The organism is Mesorhizobium sp. ES1-6, assembly GCF_020164775.1.
Lineage (GTDB): Bacteria > Pseudomonadota > Alphaproteobacteria > Rhizobiales > Rhizobiaceae > Mesorhizobium.
Genome location: NZ_JAIUGU010000021.1, coordinates 1 through 16295 on the forward strand (window position 1 = coordinate 1; position 16295 = coordinate 16295).

General features: G+C 59.4%; 15 protein-coding genes and 2 pseudogenes. 10 read left to right on the forward strand and 7 right to left on the reverse strand.

Going from position 1 to position 16295, the window contains the following annotated elements:
* Window positions 1-246, reverse strand: a pseudogene (locus tag LB564_RS30730) (hypothetical protein); the annotation flags it as partial.
* Between the two features lie 233 nt (window positions 247-479).
* Between LB564_RS30730 and LB564_RS30735 the strand changes: the two are divergent.
* The 3 genes from LB564_RS30735 to LB564_RS30745 are packed head-to-tail and all read left to right on the forward strand — an operon-like array spanning window position 480 to window position 2532.
* On the forward strand, window positions 480-1004 hold the full coding sequence (locus LB564_RS30735) for a hypothetical protein (protein WP_224542814.1): 525 nt from the start codon (window positions 480-482) through the stop codon (window positions 1002-1004).
* Window positions 1001-1870, forward strand: a complete 870-nt coding sequence (locus LB564_RS30740; RefSeq protein WP_224542815.1) for a hypothetical protein — start codon at window positions 1001-1003, stop codon at window positions 1868-1870. Before LB564_RS30735 ends, LB564_RS30740 begins: the two co-directional genes overlap by 4 nt.
* 5 nt (window positions 1871-1875) lie before the next feature.
* Window positions 1876-2532: a hypothetical protein gene (locus LB564_RS30745; RefSeq protein WP_224542816.1), complete on the forward strand. Its 657-nt coding sequence runs from the start codon at window positions 1876-1878 to the stop codon at window positions 2530-2532.
* 127 nt (window positions 2533-2659) lie between these two features.
* Here LB564_RS30745 and LB564_RS30750 read toward each other — a convergent pair whose 3' ends face one another.
* Window positions 2660-3142 carry a hypothetical protein gene (locus LB564_RS30750; protein WP_224542817.1) on the reverse strand — a complete coding sequence of 161 codons (483 nt, stop codon included), beginning with the start codon at window positions 3140-3142 and terminating at the stop codon, window positions 2660-2662.
* 751 nt (window positions 3143-3893) lie between these two features.
* Between LB564_RS30750 and hxsB the strand changes: the two genes are divergently transcribed.
* The 3 genes from hxsB to hxsA are packed head-to-tail and all read left to right on the forward strand — an operon-like array spanning window position 3894 to window position 6963.
* On the forward strand, window positions 3894-5303 hold the full coding sequence (hxsB, locus tag LB564_RS30755; protein ID WP_224542818.1) for a His-Xaa-Ser system radical SAM maturase HxsB: 1410 nt from the start codon (window positions 3894-3896) through the stop codon (window positions 5301-5303).
* Window positions 5300-6400, forward strand: coding sequence for a His-Xaa-Ser system radical SAM maturase HxsC (hxsC, locus tag LB564_RS30760; RefSeq protein WP_224542819.1), 1101 nt, complete (start codon window positions 5300-5302; stop codon window positions 6398-6400). The genes hxsB and hxsC overlap by 4 nt, the downstream gene beginning before the upstream one ends.
* Window positions 6397-6963, forward strand: coding sequence for a His-Xaa-Ser repeat protein HxsA (hxsA, locus tag LB564_RS30765; RefSeq protein ID WP_224542820.1), 567 nt, complete (start codon window positions 6397-6399; stop codon window positions 6961-6963). The genes hxsC and hxsA overlap by 4 nt, the downstream gene beginning before the upstream one ends.
* Here the strand turns inward: hxsA and LB564_RS31585 are convergent.
* Window positions 6950-7075 (reverse strand): hypothetical protein, encoded by a 126-nt coding sequence (locus LB564_RS31585; RefSeq protein ID WP_263493414.1) that lies wholly within the window; start codon window positions 7073-7075, stop codon window positions 6950-6952. The genes hxsA and LB564_RS31585 overlap by 14 nt on opposite strands.
* A gap of 235 nt (window positions 7076-7310) precedes the next feature.
* On the opposite strand from LB564_RS31585, the gene LB564_RS30770 reads away from it, so the two are divergent.
* Window positions 7311-8294: an AAA family ATPase gene (locus LB564_RS30770; RefSeq protein ID WP_224542821.1), complete on the forward strand. Its 984-nt coding sequence runs from the start codon at window positions 7311-7313 to the stop codon at window positions 8292-8294.
* 15 nt (window positions 8295-8309) lie between these two features.
* Window positions 8310-10772, forward strand: coding sequence for a S8 family peptidase (locus tag LB564_RS30775; RefSeq protein WP_224542822.1), 2463 nt, complete (start codon window positions 8310-8312; stop codon window positions 10770-10772).
* 366 nt (window positions 10773-11138) lie between these two features.
* Here LB564_RS30775 and scpB read toward each other — a convergent pair whose 3' ends face one another.
* Complete coding sequence (gene scpB / locus LB564_RS30780; protein ID WP_224542823.1) at window positions 11139-11846, reverse strand: SMC-Scp complex subunit ScpB; 708 nt, start codon at window positions 11844-11846, stop codon at window positions 11139-11141.
* A 5-nt stretch (window positions 11847-11851) separates the two neighbouring features.
* Window positions 11852-12886: a DUF1403 family protein gene (locus LB564_RS30785; RefSeq protein WP_224542847.1), complete on the reverse strand. Its 1035-nt coding sequence runs from the start codon at window positions 12884-12886 to the stop codon at window positions 11852-11854.
* A gap of 125 nt (window positions 12887-13011) precedes the next feature.
* Here LB564_RS30785 and LB564_RS30790 point away from each other — a divergent pair, with 125 nt between their 5' ends.
* Entirely contained in the window at window positions 13012-14409 is a 1398-nt protein-coding gene (locus tag LB564_RS30790) for a site-specific integrase (RefSeq protein ID WP_224542824.1), read from the forward strand.
* A gap of 47 nt (window positions 14410-14456) precedes the next feature.
* On the opposite strand, the gene LB564_RS30795 is transcribed toward LB564_RS30790, so the two are convergent.
* Together LB564_RS30795 and LB564_RS30800 are read right to left on the reverse strand one after the other, a co-directional pair.
* A complete protein-coding gene (locus LB564_RS30795; RefSeq protein ID WP_140707438.1) occupies window positions 14457-14975 on the reverse strand; it encodes an RES family NAD+ phosphorylase in 519 nt (172 codons plus the stop codon).
* Window positions 14972-15361 (reverse strand): MbcA/ParS/Xre antitoxin family protein, encoded by a 390-nt coding sequence (locus LB564_RS30800; protein ID WP_140707436.1) that lies wholly within the window; start codon window positions 15359-15361, stop codon window positions 14972-14974. The genes LB564_RS30795 and LB564_RS30800 overlap by 4 nt, the downstream gene beginning before the upstream one ends.
* A gap of 112 nt (window positions 15362-15473) precedes the next feature.
* Between LB564_RS30800 and LB564_RS31815 the strand changes: the two are divergent.
* Window positions 15474-15946: pseudogene (locus tag LB564_RS31815) on the forward strand (integrase); the annotation flags it as partial.
* Between the last annotated feature and the right edge of the window lie 349 nt (window positions 15947-16295).

Consider the following 16295-nt stretch of genomic DNA (forward strand, 5'->3'; position numbering starts at 1 on the left):
GGAGGCGTCGCCGCCGAGCACGGTCTCGATCTCCAGCGTGCCGCCATTGCCGGTATAGTTGCCGGCAATGGTGAGCGCGCCGGGCACACCCGGATTGCCGGCGGCGATCACACCGCCCGCGGCATTGGTGGTATTGCAGACCGTGCCGGTGCCTTCGAGGCGCCCGCCGGAAAGTGCGTTGACGTCGCCGCACAGGCTGCCCGAGACGTTGACCGTGCCGCCGCCGGTGCGATGACGAACCGACATCGGGGCCAGCCACCGGTCTATGCTCTGGGGACTATGCCCGCCCTTCTATACACAAATGAAGGGCGATAGCCTTCGAATGTGAAACCGGTAGGACGTCAAGTCGTTCCTGAGTTCTCAAACGGGATCAAGACCGAAGGCGCCCAACAGGAAGAAGCGATCCCTTCACCCAAAAAAGACTCTGTGGATTTGTGTAGTCGTATCGTTGTCGAATGCGCAACATGATAGAAGAGCCAATGTTCAATGTTTTTGCCAGACTAGTTTTTACGAGCACTGCCCTCGCCCCGGTTGGATTGACCTATGCTTGGGTTGCATGGGTTGAGGGGGCGCCCCGGACGGCAAAATACATCCTGGCAGCCTGCCTAATCCTTTGCGTCCTATGCGTTTTGATTCTCTGGAGCGCAAAGCGGTCATTGCCTGCATCTAAATTCAAAGCAGCTTCAATTGAGGCTGCGGACCATGAGAACACGGCGTTTCTCCTGCTCTATGTAATGCCGCTATTCACGTCGCAATTCAACACGCTGGATTGGAAATTTTGGATACCAACCATTGTTATCTTTGGCGTCATAACAGCGACCGGTTACAACTACCATTTCAACCCATTGCTTGGCTTGCTTGGTTGGCATTTCTATAAAGTCCAATCTACCGAGGGGGTGACTTTCGTGCTGATAACGAAGAAGCATCTTCGTACTGCCGCCACGGAATTGCAGGTAGGCCAGCTGACAGAATACATTTTGCTCGATCTGGGGGGAAGCAAATGACTCAACTCTACGCCGTGTGCCGCCCGGCCGGGGTAGCCGAAGTCAGACACATTCAATTGACTAACCCGCTGCAGGCCCAGCTAGACGGGATATTCGGACACCAAGAGGCTCAGTTCTTGGCCGGCATCGACAACGAAATTGCCTTCACAGGCGACTGGATCCCAGACAGCGAGGATGTGCTTTTTATCCAGAACCTGCCGGAGGCACAGGCGCTGCTTGCTGCGGCGGACCAGAACGCGGTCGCACTTCCCGTACTCGATGTCGCCAATTTTCAGGACCAATCCGTCAAGGGAATATTCGCTGTCCTCGGCAATGGCGCAAATCGGCGCCTCCTGATCCAGAACTTCGGCCCGCAACAGGTACTGTCCAATCGTTTCGCGCTTTTGTACGAGGGCGACGTTTTTCGACGGCTCGTCGAACCGGCATTCTCACTGGACAACAAACTGGTGGCAACCGTCGACGCGGCAGGACTGGTACGCTTCAAGAGCTATGCCATGTTGCGGCGTGTCCTCGATATGTCGCCTGTGTTCCGAGAAGCCACCGATCCTGAGCTGGGTGCATTTTGCGGTCACCCCAGTCTCGCCGTCGAGGATGCCGCGGCGTTCGTGGCAGGGGCTGATGAAGGTATCCGAAAGCACGTTCTTGCAATCACAAAGGCCAATGTCCTTGGGAACCATCCAGTCGCAAACATTCAGGCGCAGGCAGTGGCTATAGGATTTCCAATCTCCGTAAACGCAGGCCGTATCGAGATACCAACCGATCGAAGAGGCGCTAAGGCTCTGTTCAGCTTCCTCCTGAACAAGGTCTATCTTGGGCCTATCGACCAGCAGCTCTTCATCACCAATTCAAACCGTCCACTGGGCTAACCCAAGTGAGTTGGGAAACCAGGGCTGGGAACAACCTGCTACCGCTTAGTCGTGACAAGGACAGCCTTTCGCGCGCACTTCGCGAGTGGCGCTACACTGGCGACTATCATGACCTCGAAGAGCCCTCCGCGAACTGTGAGCTCTGTGATCATCCCGACATCCGCTACCAATTCGAAATCCGTAATTTGAATACTGCTGAAACGCTGCTGATCGGATCTGAATGCATTCATCGCTTCGGTATCCCTGCGACCGACGAAGAAGGGCGCGCATTAGACGCCCTCGCCACTCGTAAGAAAGTCGATCGGGATCGGCGACAGCTTGTCGAGGACGCGCGCCGCAGACGACTGGTAACCGCGCTTGTGGCGCTGGCCAACGTGGAACGCGATTTCGATGTTCATTCCTTCATAGACTATTTGCAGACGCGGGGTGCATTCACCCCCAAACAACTGGCGACCGTTCTCTGGAGGTTGAAAAAGCAAGGCGTCGCGCATAGCCCTCAAGACTTCAAGCTCACGATCCGCCGAGGCCGGGAAAAAGCGCAACTTTTGTCCCTGAAGGAGTGGGAGATGGTGCTCGTGCGCCCGTGCCTCACGAGCGAACAGTCAGCCTACCTCGAGAAAGTTGCTCATCGAAGGGCAAGCCTCGACCATCTGCTCGACTAAGTCAAATTGCGGTTCCGAAAGCGCTCATTTTCGATCTCGTAACACCGACCTCTGAGTTGTGCGGCCTTCACCGATAGCGGTAAGAATCATAGGAAAGCGCGCGATAAGGAACTTGCCACATCGGCTATCATGCCGGTTCGGCTGCGGCTCTTTCAGACCTCTTGCTTTTCGCTTCAATTTTCTCCCGCATCGTTTTGGTGGAAAGGTACTCAACCAATTCTGCAGCGTGGTTTTCGCAGCCCTTTGCCTGCTTACGAAGAAGCGAGACGTGGTCAGAAAGTTCTTGCGTTGTGCAGAGGCCTATTGGAACCAAGGACCGTTCACCGTTCCGAAGCACAGGATAAGATTTGACCAAGCGAGTATGGCCGGGAAGGACCATCTGAGGAGACGCAGGATCGTCACTCATGCCCACGCGTTTCAACATGCGTGTAACGACACCCACAAGTTCCTTCTTGGCAAATGCTCTGTAGAAGTCGGCATGCGGGCCTGTCAGAGGTTTACTTTTGAATATCTCCTCAACGATTTCGCTCGGCTGCGCGATCTGGCCAGCCTCCATCCGTTGCCCGATGAGTTTATGCATCTCAGACAGAAGCGCTGAGTCTTTGGCCATGCCTTCTATCCCATCAATTGTTAAACGGGAAACTGATAAGCCTAAACGGCCGTCAATCCGTTGCTGGGGCCACAGCGTCCGCACCAAACGTGAAGCACTGGTAAGTTGGCTGGATATCCTCCGCCGATTCTAAGATTTGTCAAACTCGTTGCTCTGACTTTGTTCGAATTTGCAACTGACACGATACAGGCGAAGCCAGACAACTGCCAAGACGACGCCGAAAAGTCCGACTGATAGATCGCCGGCAACCTTATAGTTTAGCCGGTTATCCGAATTCGTGCGGCGGTGCCGGCGAGTCGAATGTCCGCTTTTTGTGTGTCGCGCTGACCCCATTGAACGACCGATATCAGGCGCAAAACTGCCGTCCTCTCAGCAACAACCCCAACCATCAGTGATATCGGTCCTCACTGAAAAATCGAAGTTGAACTGCACTAATTCCCATACTCGGGTTTGGGTATAGTTTGTTGGGCGGGAGGACTTGGTACGTGGGGGAGGCGCGCTCTCTAGGACGGGCAACAATCGAGATTCCACAAGGCTTTCAGCGCTTTGTGGAAGGCGCGTTAATGCGACTACAAGTCCAATATCCGTCGCTGCGGTTTTCGGCCTCCAGTCAGGGCGTAGCGGTAGAAGAGATTCCGCCGGACAGGCTAGACGATCTGCGAAAGAACGTCCTTCACGCCATCTATCGTGAGAAGATCTACTTGGAAACGCTTCCGCTCCGACATGCGATGATCGGGGCGGTCACCGCCAGATGACAGTGTGGCCGCTCAAATTTAGAGATCTCCCGGACGGAAAGCTTCTGTTTAGCGACGATGCCGGTGGGTTCTTTCTCGGTAGAGACGAGTTTCTAGGGAGATACGCACGCGATGCGCTCTCACTCGACGACCTGAGATTTCTTCGAGGCAATGGACATACGTTTGAACGCGAAGGCGATCCTGATTGGACATCCTATGCCTATCGTTGGGCGGGCAGGCAATCGAAGCAGCAAGAGCTCTCGTATCTCATTCTCGTCCCGACTTTGCGTTGCAATCTGACATGCGGCTATTGCCAGGTTTCCCGGGCCCCTGAGGCCGCGCGCGGCTTCGACTGGTCCAATGAAACATTGAACGCCTCCCTCGAATTCATTGGAAACTTGAAAGGTCCGGACATTAAGATCGAGTTTCAGGGCGGGGAGCCTTTGCTTCGCGTTGATCTCCTCGAGCAAATTCGGGCTTTCACCCGTTCAAAATTTCCGCGCAGTCAGTTTGTCGTTTGCACCAACCTCCAGCGCATGGGCGAGGTGGAGTGGGCCTTTCTTGATCAGCCTGACACGTTCGTCAGCACGTCATTGGACGAGAACCACGAGACGCATACCCGGCAGCGCACTGGCGACGGCCTGGCTACGGACACCTTCTTCGGAAACATGGCTGAAGCTGTGCGGCGCCTCGGCCCCGGCAAGGTGTCCGCCCTGCCAACCATCGACGTGGGGCGTCCGCCGGATTTCGAGGATCTCGTCGGCAACTTCGAGCGCCATGGGATACAGTCGATATATCTGCGGCCGATAAACCACCAAGGCTTTGCGCGCCGGCGGAAAAGCGATCCCAATGCGATCGCTCAATGGAATTCACTCCATTCAGGTTTCATCGATTACCTCATAGAGCGTAATCAACGCACTGGCCGATACGTTGAAGAGTACTATTTCAGCCAGTGCCTGCGGCGATTCTTGAGATCAGGCACCGATGATCACGTCGATCTTCGCAATCCGAATTTCTTCGCGTCCGACTACATCGTTGTCGATCACGATGGGCAGTTATACCCGACGGACGAAGCCAGGATGCTGTCGCGGATCGGACGTGTCGATCTCTCGATTGGAACAGTGGCCGACGGCATCAATCGGCAAAAGGTGCAGCTACTCAATCATGCATCGATCAACAACTTCGATGCCGATTGCATCCACTGTGTTTATCAGCCTTTTTGCGGCACGGACGTCGTCGACGATCTGTCACGCGACGGCCATATCGATCTCATTCGCAGTGAGACGTGGTTCTGCAGACGGCATATTTCTCTATTCGACAAAGTCGTAGAGGTGATGACGCGTTGCGACGACGCAGCTCGGCAATCCGTCGCCAAATGGGCCGGAGTTCCCTCCTGGGGAGATCACATGGTCCCGGTCCACGCATGATCCCGCTTCGCCTCAAAATCGAGACTAACGCGATCGATCCATATGTGGTTCGACTCCGGTCCTTCGAGGGCGTTGCCCACGACACGCCAACGCTCAGCTCGTTCGATGCGGTGCTGGGTAACGCATCCGGCGAAAGTGCAGACTTTTCGGGCGGAGCGGGAACGCTCCGTGTCTACGGAATCGACCCCAGTGACGTAAATGGGGACGTGCTGTTTGTTGTGCCTCGACGGGGAACTGCACACCGTCTCATCCGGGCAAATTCCCGTCACAACACGCTGCTGGTCACCGAACGATGCGACCAGCTTTGTCTGATGTGTTCGCAGCCGCCGAAAGCGCACCACGTAGACATGTTTCCGTTTTTTGAGACGGCAGTCCTTCTCTCGCCAGAAAACGCGACGATCGGTCTATCTGGCGGAGAGCCGACGCTCTTCAAATCGGAACTGCTCGAGTTCCTGGGACGAATGCTGGCAGCGCGGCCCGACATTGATTTCCACGTTCTGACCAATGCGCAACACTTTGACCGCGATGATCTGGCTAAGCTCGGCGAGCTGGATTTAAATCGTGTCCTTTGGGGTGTTCCCGTCTACTCGAGCGACCCCGAGGTTCATGACCGGATCGTGGCAAAGCCAGGTGCGTTCGACAAAGTTAGAGAAGGCCTGTCGATCCTTTGTCAGGCTGGCGCAAAAATCGAATTGCGTACAGTACTGATGAAACCGAATGCAGCCGGTCTGGCGGATCTGGCTGGGTTCGTGACGACATCGCTGCCCTTCATCGACAAATGGGCGATCATGCAGCTCGAGAACATCGGCTACGGCAGGCAGAACTGGCACTCGTTGTTCTTCGACAGCTCCAGAGGTTTCGACGTGGTCGGTAAGGCCCTCGATCTCGCCATCAGCCGCGGTATTGACGCCATACTGTACAATTTTCCGCTGTGCACGCTTCCGCCCAACTATCGGACGCTGGCCCCGTCGACGATTTCAGATTGGAAGCGAACTTACCTCTCGGAATGCGCTGGCTGCGCACTGCGTGACGACTGCGGCGGTTTCTTCGAATGGCACCCAAAAACGCATGGATACGAAAGGTTTGGTCTCGCGTGAAAAAGCGGCTCTTTACGATCCCGTCGTTGCTCGCTGCCGGCTTCATGCCGATTGAAAGCATCGCAATGCCGATTGCTCCGTTCAATGACGGAGGCAAGTCGAAATCATTGTTCGACATTTTCAAGCTTGACCACAAATTCACATTGGCCGGTCACAGATCTCACTCCAGCCACAGCAGTCACAGCTCTCACAGCAGCCATCGATCATCGACGGGCGGCACCTATTTGCCGCGTGCCCCGGTCTATCAATCTCCAGCGCCTGTCTATCAAGCTCCGGCGCCAGTCTATCAGGCGCCCGCGCCGACCTACCAGGCGCCGACCGCCGCTCCGCCGGCTGCGGCGCCGCTGGTCGTGCTTCCAGGGACCGCTGCCAAATTCAAGGAGATCGTCCTCCAGGTTCAGTTCGCGATGCTATCGTTCGGCTATTACAATGGCGAGTTGGATGGAAAGATGAGCCCTGCGATGCGATCTGGGCTCCTGAAAATGCAGTCGGATTACAATCTGAAGGTAACAGGCACCATTACGCCGGAGACACTGAACGCCTTGCGCATTACAGCGGATTAATTTCACCGAAATGATGCGTGTGAACAAACAGCGGCACCACCCCCTGCACTGGCACCTGTTTATTCTTCGGCGCCGATGCCTCAAAGGCGAGGTCGAGAAGGTTGTCCGACACGGTAGCTCGTTCGCCGGTGTCCTTCGGCAGCCCGACATCGGAAATGCATTTGCTGGGGTCAAAAACCTTAATGATTTCACATTATGTTGGCTGCAAGGTGGCTCCCGGGATGTCACGCCGACAAACCTTGTGGACGACGCCTACGTTTCACGGATCTTTCTTCGATACATCGTGCCAAAGTACCGCTAGAATCGGCTTCGTTGGATCTCGGCCTTGGGCCTGAAACTGGTATGAGATGACCACCGCACACCACATTGTTGCATTGCTGCGAAGTCATATCGACGGGGACGAGGATCGCTTCCTCTCCGTGGCGACGCAGCTTGCCGCTCATGAGGCCCGTCAGGGCCATGGCAAACTGGCGCAGGAACTTCGTGAACTCGTCGACACAGCCAAAGGCAAGGGAGCAACTGTCGGTCGCCGTGGTGCCGGGCCTGTGCCGATCGCCCAACCCAAGGGGGAATTGACCAGCCTCCTCGCCGCGCGTTATTCGGACATTCGGATGAACAGCATGGTGCTTGGCCCCGAGTTGCATGAGCGGCTTGCGCGCGTGCTGACGGAACAGCGGCAGCAGGAACAGTTACGTGCACGGGGATTGCCGCCGCGCCGGAAGTTGCTCCTCGTTGGACCGCCCGGTTCCGGCAAGACGATGACCGCCGCAGCGCTGGCGGGTGAGTTGAAATTGCCGCTCTTCACCGTTCTTTATGATGGCTTGATCGGTAAATTGATGGGCGAGACTGCTAGTCGTCTGCGGCTGGTTTTCGATGCGATTGCTGTCCAGCGCGGCGTCTACTTCTTCGACGAGTTCGACGCAATAGGTTCGCAGCGGTCCGGGCCCAATGATGTGGGGGAGATCCGTCGGGTCCTGAATTCCTTCCTGCAATTTCTGGAAAATGATGCCGGCCCAAGCCTCGTCGTGGCCGCGACCAATCATCCCGAGCTCCTGGACAGGGCGGTTTACCGCCGGTTCGATGATGTCATCACCTATGGGCTTCCGGATCCTCAGATAGCGCAAGGTATTCTCGAATCGCACCTTGCTACGTTCAAACTGAAAACCGTGGCCTGGCCACAAGTCTTGGGCGCGACGGTGGGTTTGAGCCAAGCCGAAATTGCGCGCGCCGCCGACGAGGCTGCGAAAATCGCGGTGCTCGCAGATACAGACGAAATCAGAACCCAGACACTGCTTTCGATGCTGGCGGAACGCAAAGCCGCCACCAGTTGAGGTAGTCGTCGATCAATGGCTCGCCCCCCACGTAATCGGCCCCATTTCTATGTGGAGGGCGGCGGCCAAGCCGAACCCTATACCTCACCACGATTGGTCATCACCGGGTTGCCGCCTGCGCGGGCGCGGGTCGCCCACGCTCAGAAGCTGGAGCGCGCGATCGGAGACGCGGTGGCCGAGGGGCGAAGGAACCTGGCGGCACGAGATGAAGCCATCGCCGAAGGTGAGCGTGGCTTCTACCTCGAATTCGAAGTTCCGGCGGCCGAGCGCATCGCCCTCGATAGCCTCGAGAATAGACCCGCAGCGATTGAGCTCGTGGCGGTGCGGCCAGTCGCCGACGGTGACGAGATGGTATCGGCGACCGTGTTCGTACCCGAGCGCTCGGCCGAGTTTTTCGCGAGGAAGATCGAGGCTTATCGAGATGAGAACACAAGGACGGGCAAGCCGAAGAACGAAGCCTTGGTTACCCGGATTGAGGATGTACGGCTTGCGGCTGTCCGCTCTCTTTTCACCGATGAGATCGCGCTTTTCCCTCAAGCTGGTCGGCAGGCCTGGTGGGAGGTGTGGATCCGCGATGGACGGTTGGGGACGTTACGCCATGTGGCAGACCGCTTGAATGTAGCCCTCAAGCACCACTCTATCAGCTTTCCAGAACGCGATGTCGTGCTTGCGCTCGCGGACGAAGAAACGATGGCGCGGCTGATCGCGAACACAGATGCGGTCGCCGAGCTGCGCCTGGCGAAGGATACTCCGACACTCTTCCTTGAGATGCGTCCCATGGAACAGGCGGATTGGGCTGGCGACCTGGTTGGTCGGATCGATCCGCCCGACGCCTTGGCGCCGGCTATATGCCTCCTCGACAGCGGGGCTACGCGTGCTCATCCCCTGATCGAGCCTGCACTCGAAGCGGCTGACCAACACGCATATGTTGATGCCTGGGGCGTCGGCGACAGCGCCTATTGGAATGGACACGGCACTTCCATGGCAGGCGTCGCCCTTTACGGTGACCTGGAGGCCGCGCTCGCCGATGGCAATGTTGTAGAGCTCCGCCACCGGTTGGAGACCGTCAAGGTCCTGCCGCCGGCCGGACAGAACGATCCTGAGCTCTATGGTGCAATTACCGCGGTTGGCATCGGCAAGGCCGAAGCGCAGGCACCACGAAGGCGACGCATCTTTTGTATGGCTGTCACGAGTGAAGTCGGCCTCGGTCGCGGACGACCGTCATCATGGTCTGCGGCCGTTGATCAGCTCTGCTACGGGGGCGGAGACCGCCGCCGGCTCGTGGTGCTGGCCGCCGGCAACCTCCGCGGCGAGATCGATGTGGGAGAATATCTCGATCGGAACGATCTCGAAGAGGTGGAGAGTCCGGCTCAGGCCTGGAACGCACTGGTCGCCGGTGCCTATACCGACAAGATCGGAATCGCGCATCCCGATTATACCGGTTGGGAGGCCGTGGCCCCTGCTGGTGATCTATCGCCGGCGAGTCGCACATCGGGCATATGGGACCGTCAGTGGCCGATCCGGCCGGATGTCGTCTTTGAGGGCGGCAATTTCGCTCATGATGGCGTCAACGCCGCGTCGGCGATTGATGACCTCCAGCTCCTGACTACCCACTACCGACCACAAATGCGGCTGTTCGAAACCTTCGGCGATACCAGCGCCGCCGCTGCGCTAGGCGCCAATCTTTGTGCCGAGATTCTTGCGGTTCGACCCGAGTTATGGGCAGAGACGGTACGAGGTCTCGCAGTTCATTCTGCCGAATGGACCCCCGCCATGCGCGCCCGCTTTAATGCTGCTGGCTCACAAGCGCAGAAGATGGCGATGCTACGTCGCTATGGATGGGGCGTACCGGATCACGGACGAGCGCTGATGAGCGCCACCGACGATGCCACATTGATGGTCGAGGATGCCCTGCTTCCGTTCCGCAAGGACGGATCGGCGATCAAAACGCGCAGCATGAATCTGCATCAGCTGCCTTGGCCGCGCGATGAGCTTCTTGCTCTTGGTGGCCAGGATGTCGAGCTGCGGATCACATTGTCTTATTTCGTTGAGCCCAATCCGGGCGAACGCGGCTGGACCAGGCGACATCGCTACGCCTCTCATGCGCTGCGCTTCGCGGTGAAGCGATCACTTGAGAGCCTTCCGCAATTCCGACAACGGATAAACCGGGCTGCGGAGGCTGAAGAAGGCGGTCAATTGGGAGCTGCCGCAGGAGGCGATGATTGGGTGCTGGGCCAAATCCGTGACCGCGGATCGATCCACTCCGATATCTGGCGTGGAAGCGCCGCCGCGCTCGCGAACCGGGACGCGATCGGCGTGTTTCCAGTAAGCGGCTGGTGGAAGGAAAAACCCGGACTGCAAAGATGGGATCGTTCAGCGCGCTACGCTCTCCTGGTTTCGGTACGAGCTCCTGGAGCCAACGTCGATATCTACACGGCGATCGCCAATCAGTTGGCAATCCCGATCCCTGCATCATAACTGACAGACCGTCGCCGCCATCATCTACAAAACCATCCAGCGATAAGGGCGCGCCGTGGTCCGGCGCGGCAAAGGTAGGGGGTGCGTGCTAATATCTGCACGCGCTGCCCAACCGTTTGGCGCGAGCCGTGTCTTTCCGCCTTCTAAAACTACACCGAGACAGACCTGCAGGCGAGCCTATCGGTAAGCCATGGCCTTGACTTCCTTACAGGGCCATCCCGTCCGTGCTTGAGCGTCCTCTGTCGCAGCACCAAGGACACTCATGAAAAACCTGGACTTGTCGAAGCGGGCGCCGGCGTGCTCGCAGTCGAGCTTAAGCCGCGAGTATCTGCAAGCGCCAGCGACTGTAGCGTGGGCGGCGGGCAGTCATTCGTTGAACTCGACTCCGCCGTATTCTGCGCTACCGGCAAAGTCTGGCATGATGTCGCCCGCCAGCAGCTTCTCTTTGCTCAGCAGTCCGGCGTCCTCGAGCGCCTCGAAATCCGGCAGATCGCGCAGCGTGGCAAGCCCGAACTCCAGCAGGAATTCTTTCGTGGTGACGTAGGTGTACGGCGCGCCGGGCGTCGGGCTGCGCGGACCGGACGCAATCAGGCCGGCACCGCGCAGATGGCCAATAAAATCGCGACTGATCTCCTTGCCGAAAAAAGACGACAACTCGGCGCGGGTGATCGGCTGGAAGTAGCCGATGCACATCAGCACCAGCACCTCTGACTGCGTGAGGTCTGCCGCGCGCTCGTTACCGCCGACTGCACTGCGGATGGCGTCGGCATAGGCCGGACGGGTCAGGTGCTTCCAGCCGCCGGCGACGGCGACCAGGTCATAGGGTCGACCGCGCAACTCCTCACGGATGTCGTCGATGAGGAGATCTATGCTGCAATTTTTCCCGACGATGCGGGCGAGCATTTCGCGGCCGACCGGCGCGCTGGCGGCAAAAATTGTCGCCTCGACGCGATGCATCCATTCGCGCCAACGCGCGTCCGGCGGCAGATGATCCAGCTCGCGATCAAACAAATGGTCATTTGGCCGTCCGTCGCCTGGTTCACCCTTCCCTCGCCTGCGCGCCGCCTCCGCCATGGTCGTCACAGCCCGTAGATGCGGAAGGTCGGCCGACCGGACAGTTCGCGCACGGCGCCGAGCTCGAGCAAACGGTCAAATAGACGGCGCAGGCCACGGTCGCTCATGCCGGCGATCTTTTCCGAGGCGACGATCGCATCGTCGGACAGCAGCTTGTCGACGACGACGTCCGCCGCCTTGGCCCGGAGTTTTGGCGCAACGGCAAGCAGCCGGTCCGCGCTGCGCTCGATCTCGCCGGAAAGATCAATTGCACGCAGCGCGGCGCGCGCCTGCGCGGCAAGCAGACCTTTCGCACGCTCGGAATCTGTCTCAATGCTTGTCGCCACAGAGCTGGCCGCCGATCGACGTGGGCGGGCGCTTGTGCCCAAGGCTACCTCCGCACCCAGCAGCGGCACCGCGTGTGCCCAACCCAGCCGTTGCGCCAGCAGGGCGTCGGCGAGCCATGCCCCGACGGCGCGCGCAAAGCCGTGGCGTTCGGCGGCCATGAACGTGCCGGCGAGCGTTGCAACCATGCCAGCGCCGGCGAGTTGCCGGAGATCATCCGCGAGATCGCTGACCACCTCATCATCCGGGGCGTAGCCGAACTCTTCCAACACCGCCGCGAGGTTTTTCTCCGTCAGCAATTCGTCCCCAGGCCGGGTGGCCAGCCGACGCCAGGCGAGGAGCAAAAGCCCGGCGGGACCAACGGACAAAAAATCGCCCGGCCGTGTGAGCAGCACGGCGTCGCGCAGCGCGCCTTCAACCTCGACGCGCCCGGTTTGCCGTGCCGTCACCGCGGCCGCAGCAAGCGACAGTCGCTGCCGCCAGGCGCCGGCCCACCGCTCCTGCCGGCGGACCACCGCATCGAGCGCGCCAATGGCGGCGCCGGCGGCGAGCGCGACATCCTCAAGGTCATTTAGCCCTACGGCTTGTCCCGCAAGGCTTTGTGCATCCGGGACGGCCCGGCGCAGCCAGGCCGGCACCGTTGCCATTGGCGCGGTCGAAGCGGCATCGGCGATCGTGGCGTGGTGGGGTAGGGAAGGTTTGGAACGCAGAATCATCACTGACACGATGAATCATGACGGCGCTTTTATCAACAGAAATGGACAAAAAGCGCTGCGGTTGTCGTGTCGACAAAACGAATGATAATGTTGCATTATCATTCATTTTGCTCTTCATATAAGAAATGGCCTCTCACATCGATCAAAACCTCGAACACCGTAGTCAGCGCGGCTCCGCTCGACCGCAGGAAACGGCGCCCCGTGTCGATCGGGAACGTGTTAACCAGAACGCGGCTGCAGGCTCGGCCGAGGCCGACGCCACGTTGGCCGATGACCTGCCCGACATCATCGACGTCGTCCTGGAGATGGGCCGCGCGCCGCAAGAGCCGGCGGAAGCCGAAGCTCTCCGCTATGGCTCCCAGCCCTTCGGGCGTTCGTCATCCTTCGAAAGGTCCACCGGACCTTCCTATCCGCCTGAAGAGGAACCGGACGCTCACCGTTCGGAGTTCGGACAGCCAAATCGTTGGCTTTCCGCCGGCGATGCCGACCACTCCTCACCCCCTCCCCTTCCGGTCGTCTCGACCGAGCGCCTGCCGGCGCATCTCGACGCACTGGCCGATCGGGCGCGCGATTACGTCGAGGCGGCGAGCTCGGCCAATACGCGCCGCGCCTACGCGTCCGACTGGAAGCATTTTTGCGCCTGGGCGCGCCGCCAGCATCTCGATGTGTCGCCGCCCGATCCGCAGGTCGTCGGCCTCTACATCACGGCCTGCGCGTCCGGCAACGTAGCGGGCGACAAGAAGCCGAACGCGGTCTCGACAATCGAGCGACGTCTCTCTTCGCTGACCTGGAATTTTTCTCAGCGTGGCCAGCCGCTGGACAGAAAGGACCGCAACATCGCCACCGTCATGGCCGGCATTCGCAACAAGCACGCAGCCCCGCCCCGCCAGAAGGAGGCGGTGTTGCCCGAGGATCTGATCGCCATGCTGGAAACGCTCGACCGCAGCACGCTACGCGGCTTGCGTGACCGGGCAATGCTGCTGCTCGGCTTCGCCGGCGGCCTGCGTCGCTCCGAAGTCGTCGGCCTCGACTGCGGCCGGGACCAGACCGAGGATTCTTCGGGCTGGATCGAATTTTTTCCCGACAAGGGCGTTCTGGTCACCTTGCGGGGCAAGACCGGCTGGCGTGAGGTCGAAATCGGTCGTGGTTCCTCCGACGCTACCTGTCCGGTTGTTGCCCTGCAGACCTGGCTGAAACTTGCGCGCATTGCCCACGGCCCGCTTTTTCGTCGGGTGGCAGGGCAAGGCAAAAAAGTCGGAGCCGACCGGCTCAACGACCAGGAGGTCGCCCGCCTGGTCAAACGCACCGCGCTGGCGGCCGGCGTGCGTGGAGATTTGCCCGAAGGCGAACGCGGTCAAAAATTTGCCGGGCATTCGCTGCGCGCCGGCCTCGCCTCCTCGGCCGAGGTCGACGAACGCTATGTGCAGAAGCAGCTCGGCCATGCCTCGGCTGAAATGACCCGCAAATATCAGCGCAGACGCGATCGTTTCCGCGTCAATCTCACAAAAGCCTCCGGGCTTTAGGCGCGGGAGAAGGCCCCTCCCCTGCCCTTCGGATGCCGAGACGTGCATCATCGCCAGGAGAGCTGGTCCTTCGGCAACCGGCCGCTTGGGTCGAATACGGTTACCTTGTGCGGCAGATCCGGACCCCAGTCCCAAAGCACCAGGTTACGATCCTCCATCTCGGCGCTCGGCGCGAAACTGGGGACCACAATGCCGGCAATACTGCGAGGCCGCAGCCGGTCGTAGACGGACCAGGACGCCGGGCGCTCTCCGTCGCTGAGCGCCGTCGCCCAGGCGCAGGCCATGTCCTCGAGCGCGATAGAAAATTCTCCCCTTGCCTCGTCCGTTGTCAGATCCACGATGTCATCGCAGTCGATCTCATAGGAACACAGCACGCAAGGATCGATCCGGTGCGCGAACCCTTGGTTGGCTTCCTTGACCGCTGTCATGATGGTCAGCGCCAAATATAGCGCCGGCACGCCTTTGGGATTAAATCGCGCACCTCTGATCGCCGCCCCTTCGCCGGAAGTCGGCTTGAATGCCCAACGTGGATCGTGTGCCCGGTAGCAGGTTCCAACGAACCTCAAGCGAAACCACCGACGGCCATGTGATCGAGATAATCACGGACCGCAGCGGCCTTGCCTTCCTTCACCAGCGCTTCAGCAGTGCGTCCGCCAAATGCTGGAAGCGGCTGAGCTCGATACCAAGCCATCGCCTGCTCCTTGCCGCCCGCCCAATCCGTCACACGACTGATGATCTCAAGCATTTCCCGCAGACGCCCCTGTGTCTTGACCGCGGCGCTGCGCTCTGAGCGATAAAGGGTCTCGCGAGCAAGACCGGCGGTCTGGGCCAACTGGCCCTTGGACATGCCAAAACCGTCCGCGACCTGCTCGATCGCAATCTTCCCGTTCCGGTCCATATAGGACAAGATGAGAGGTCCATTCTGCTCGGGGATCTTGAGTGCATGGGCCACAGAATTCATCCTACCATATTGAGAGTCATATTTCCTGTGCAAAAGGTATGGCAGTTCTCGGCACCTTTCAAGCCCAGGACCGAACCATTCAAGCTGCTGCCACCGTCCTAGCATGCACGCAAATCGAGCTGACCATGTGCGCGCTTATGCCGGGGCAGCGAGTTCGGCAAACACCCGTCGCGCCTATGCTCCAACTGGAAGCATTTTTTGAGCCCGGTGCCGGCGTCAGATCCGCAGCGGCCAGACCCACAGATCGTCGGCCTCTACATCACGGTCCAGACCTCTGGATCGGCAAGCGACACAAGTCGGTGTCGACAATCGAGGGCTGCCTGTCGTCGCTGACTTGGCACTATACGCAACGCGGTCGACCGGAAGGGCACGGCATATCTCCACCGTGCTCGCCGGCATTAATAACAAACGCGCCTCCACTCCCCATTAAGGAACCCATCCTGCGCGTCGTTCGACTCGCCATGCGGGAAACGCTTGACCGCGGCACCTGCGCGGTCTGCGCGACGCGTCATGTTGCTTTTGGATTTCGCAGGCGGCTTGCGCCGATCCGAAATCATCGGCTTCGACCTTTTGCGCGGGCCGGCTTGGCCACGCCTCCGCCGAGATGACGCGGAATACCAACGCCATCGCGACCGCTTTCGCGTCAATCTCACGAGGCGAACGGGCTGTAGAGCCAAACGGCCCCCTCCCTGCTCCGTGATCAGCTATTCGGTTCGAGGCGACGCGCGCCGTTACTGGCAAGCCGAGCACGTCAGCGACACTTGCTAGGGCTGGCCCGACTGATCTCATATGAGACCTCGAACAAAGAGGCTCCTTGGCTCCCACTGTCAAGGGAATCGCAGTTGGCCCTTACGGAATGCGTTATCAGCCCCCTCCCCTGCCCCGATAGGCGGCTGAAAACCGGGCGCCGCATGGTATCCAGCGC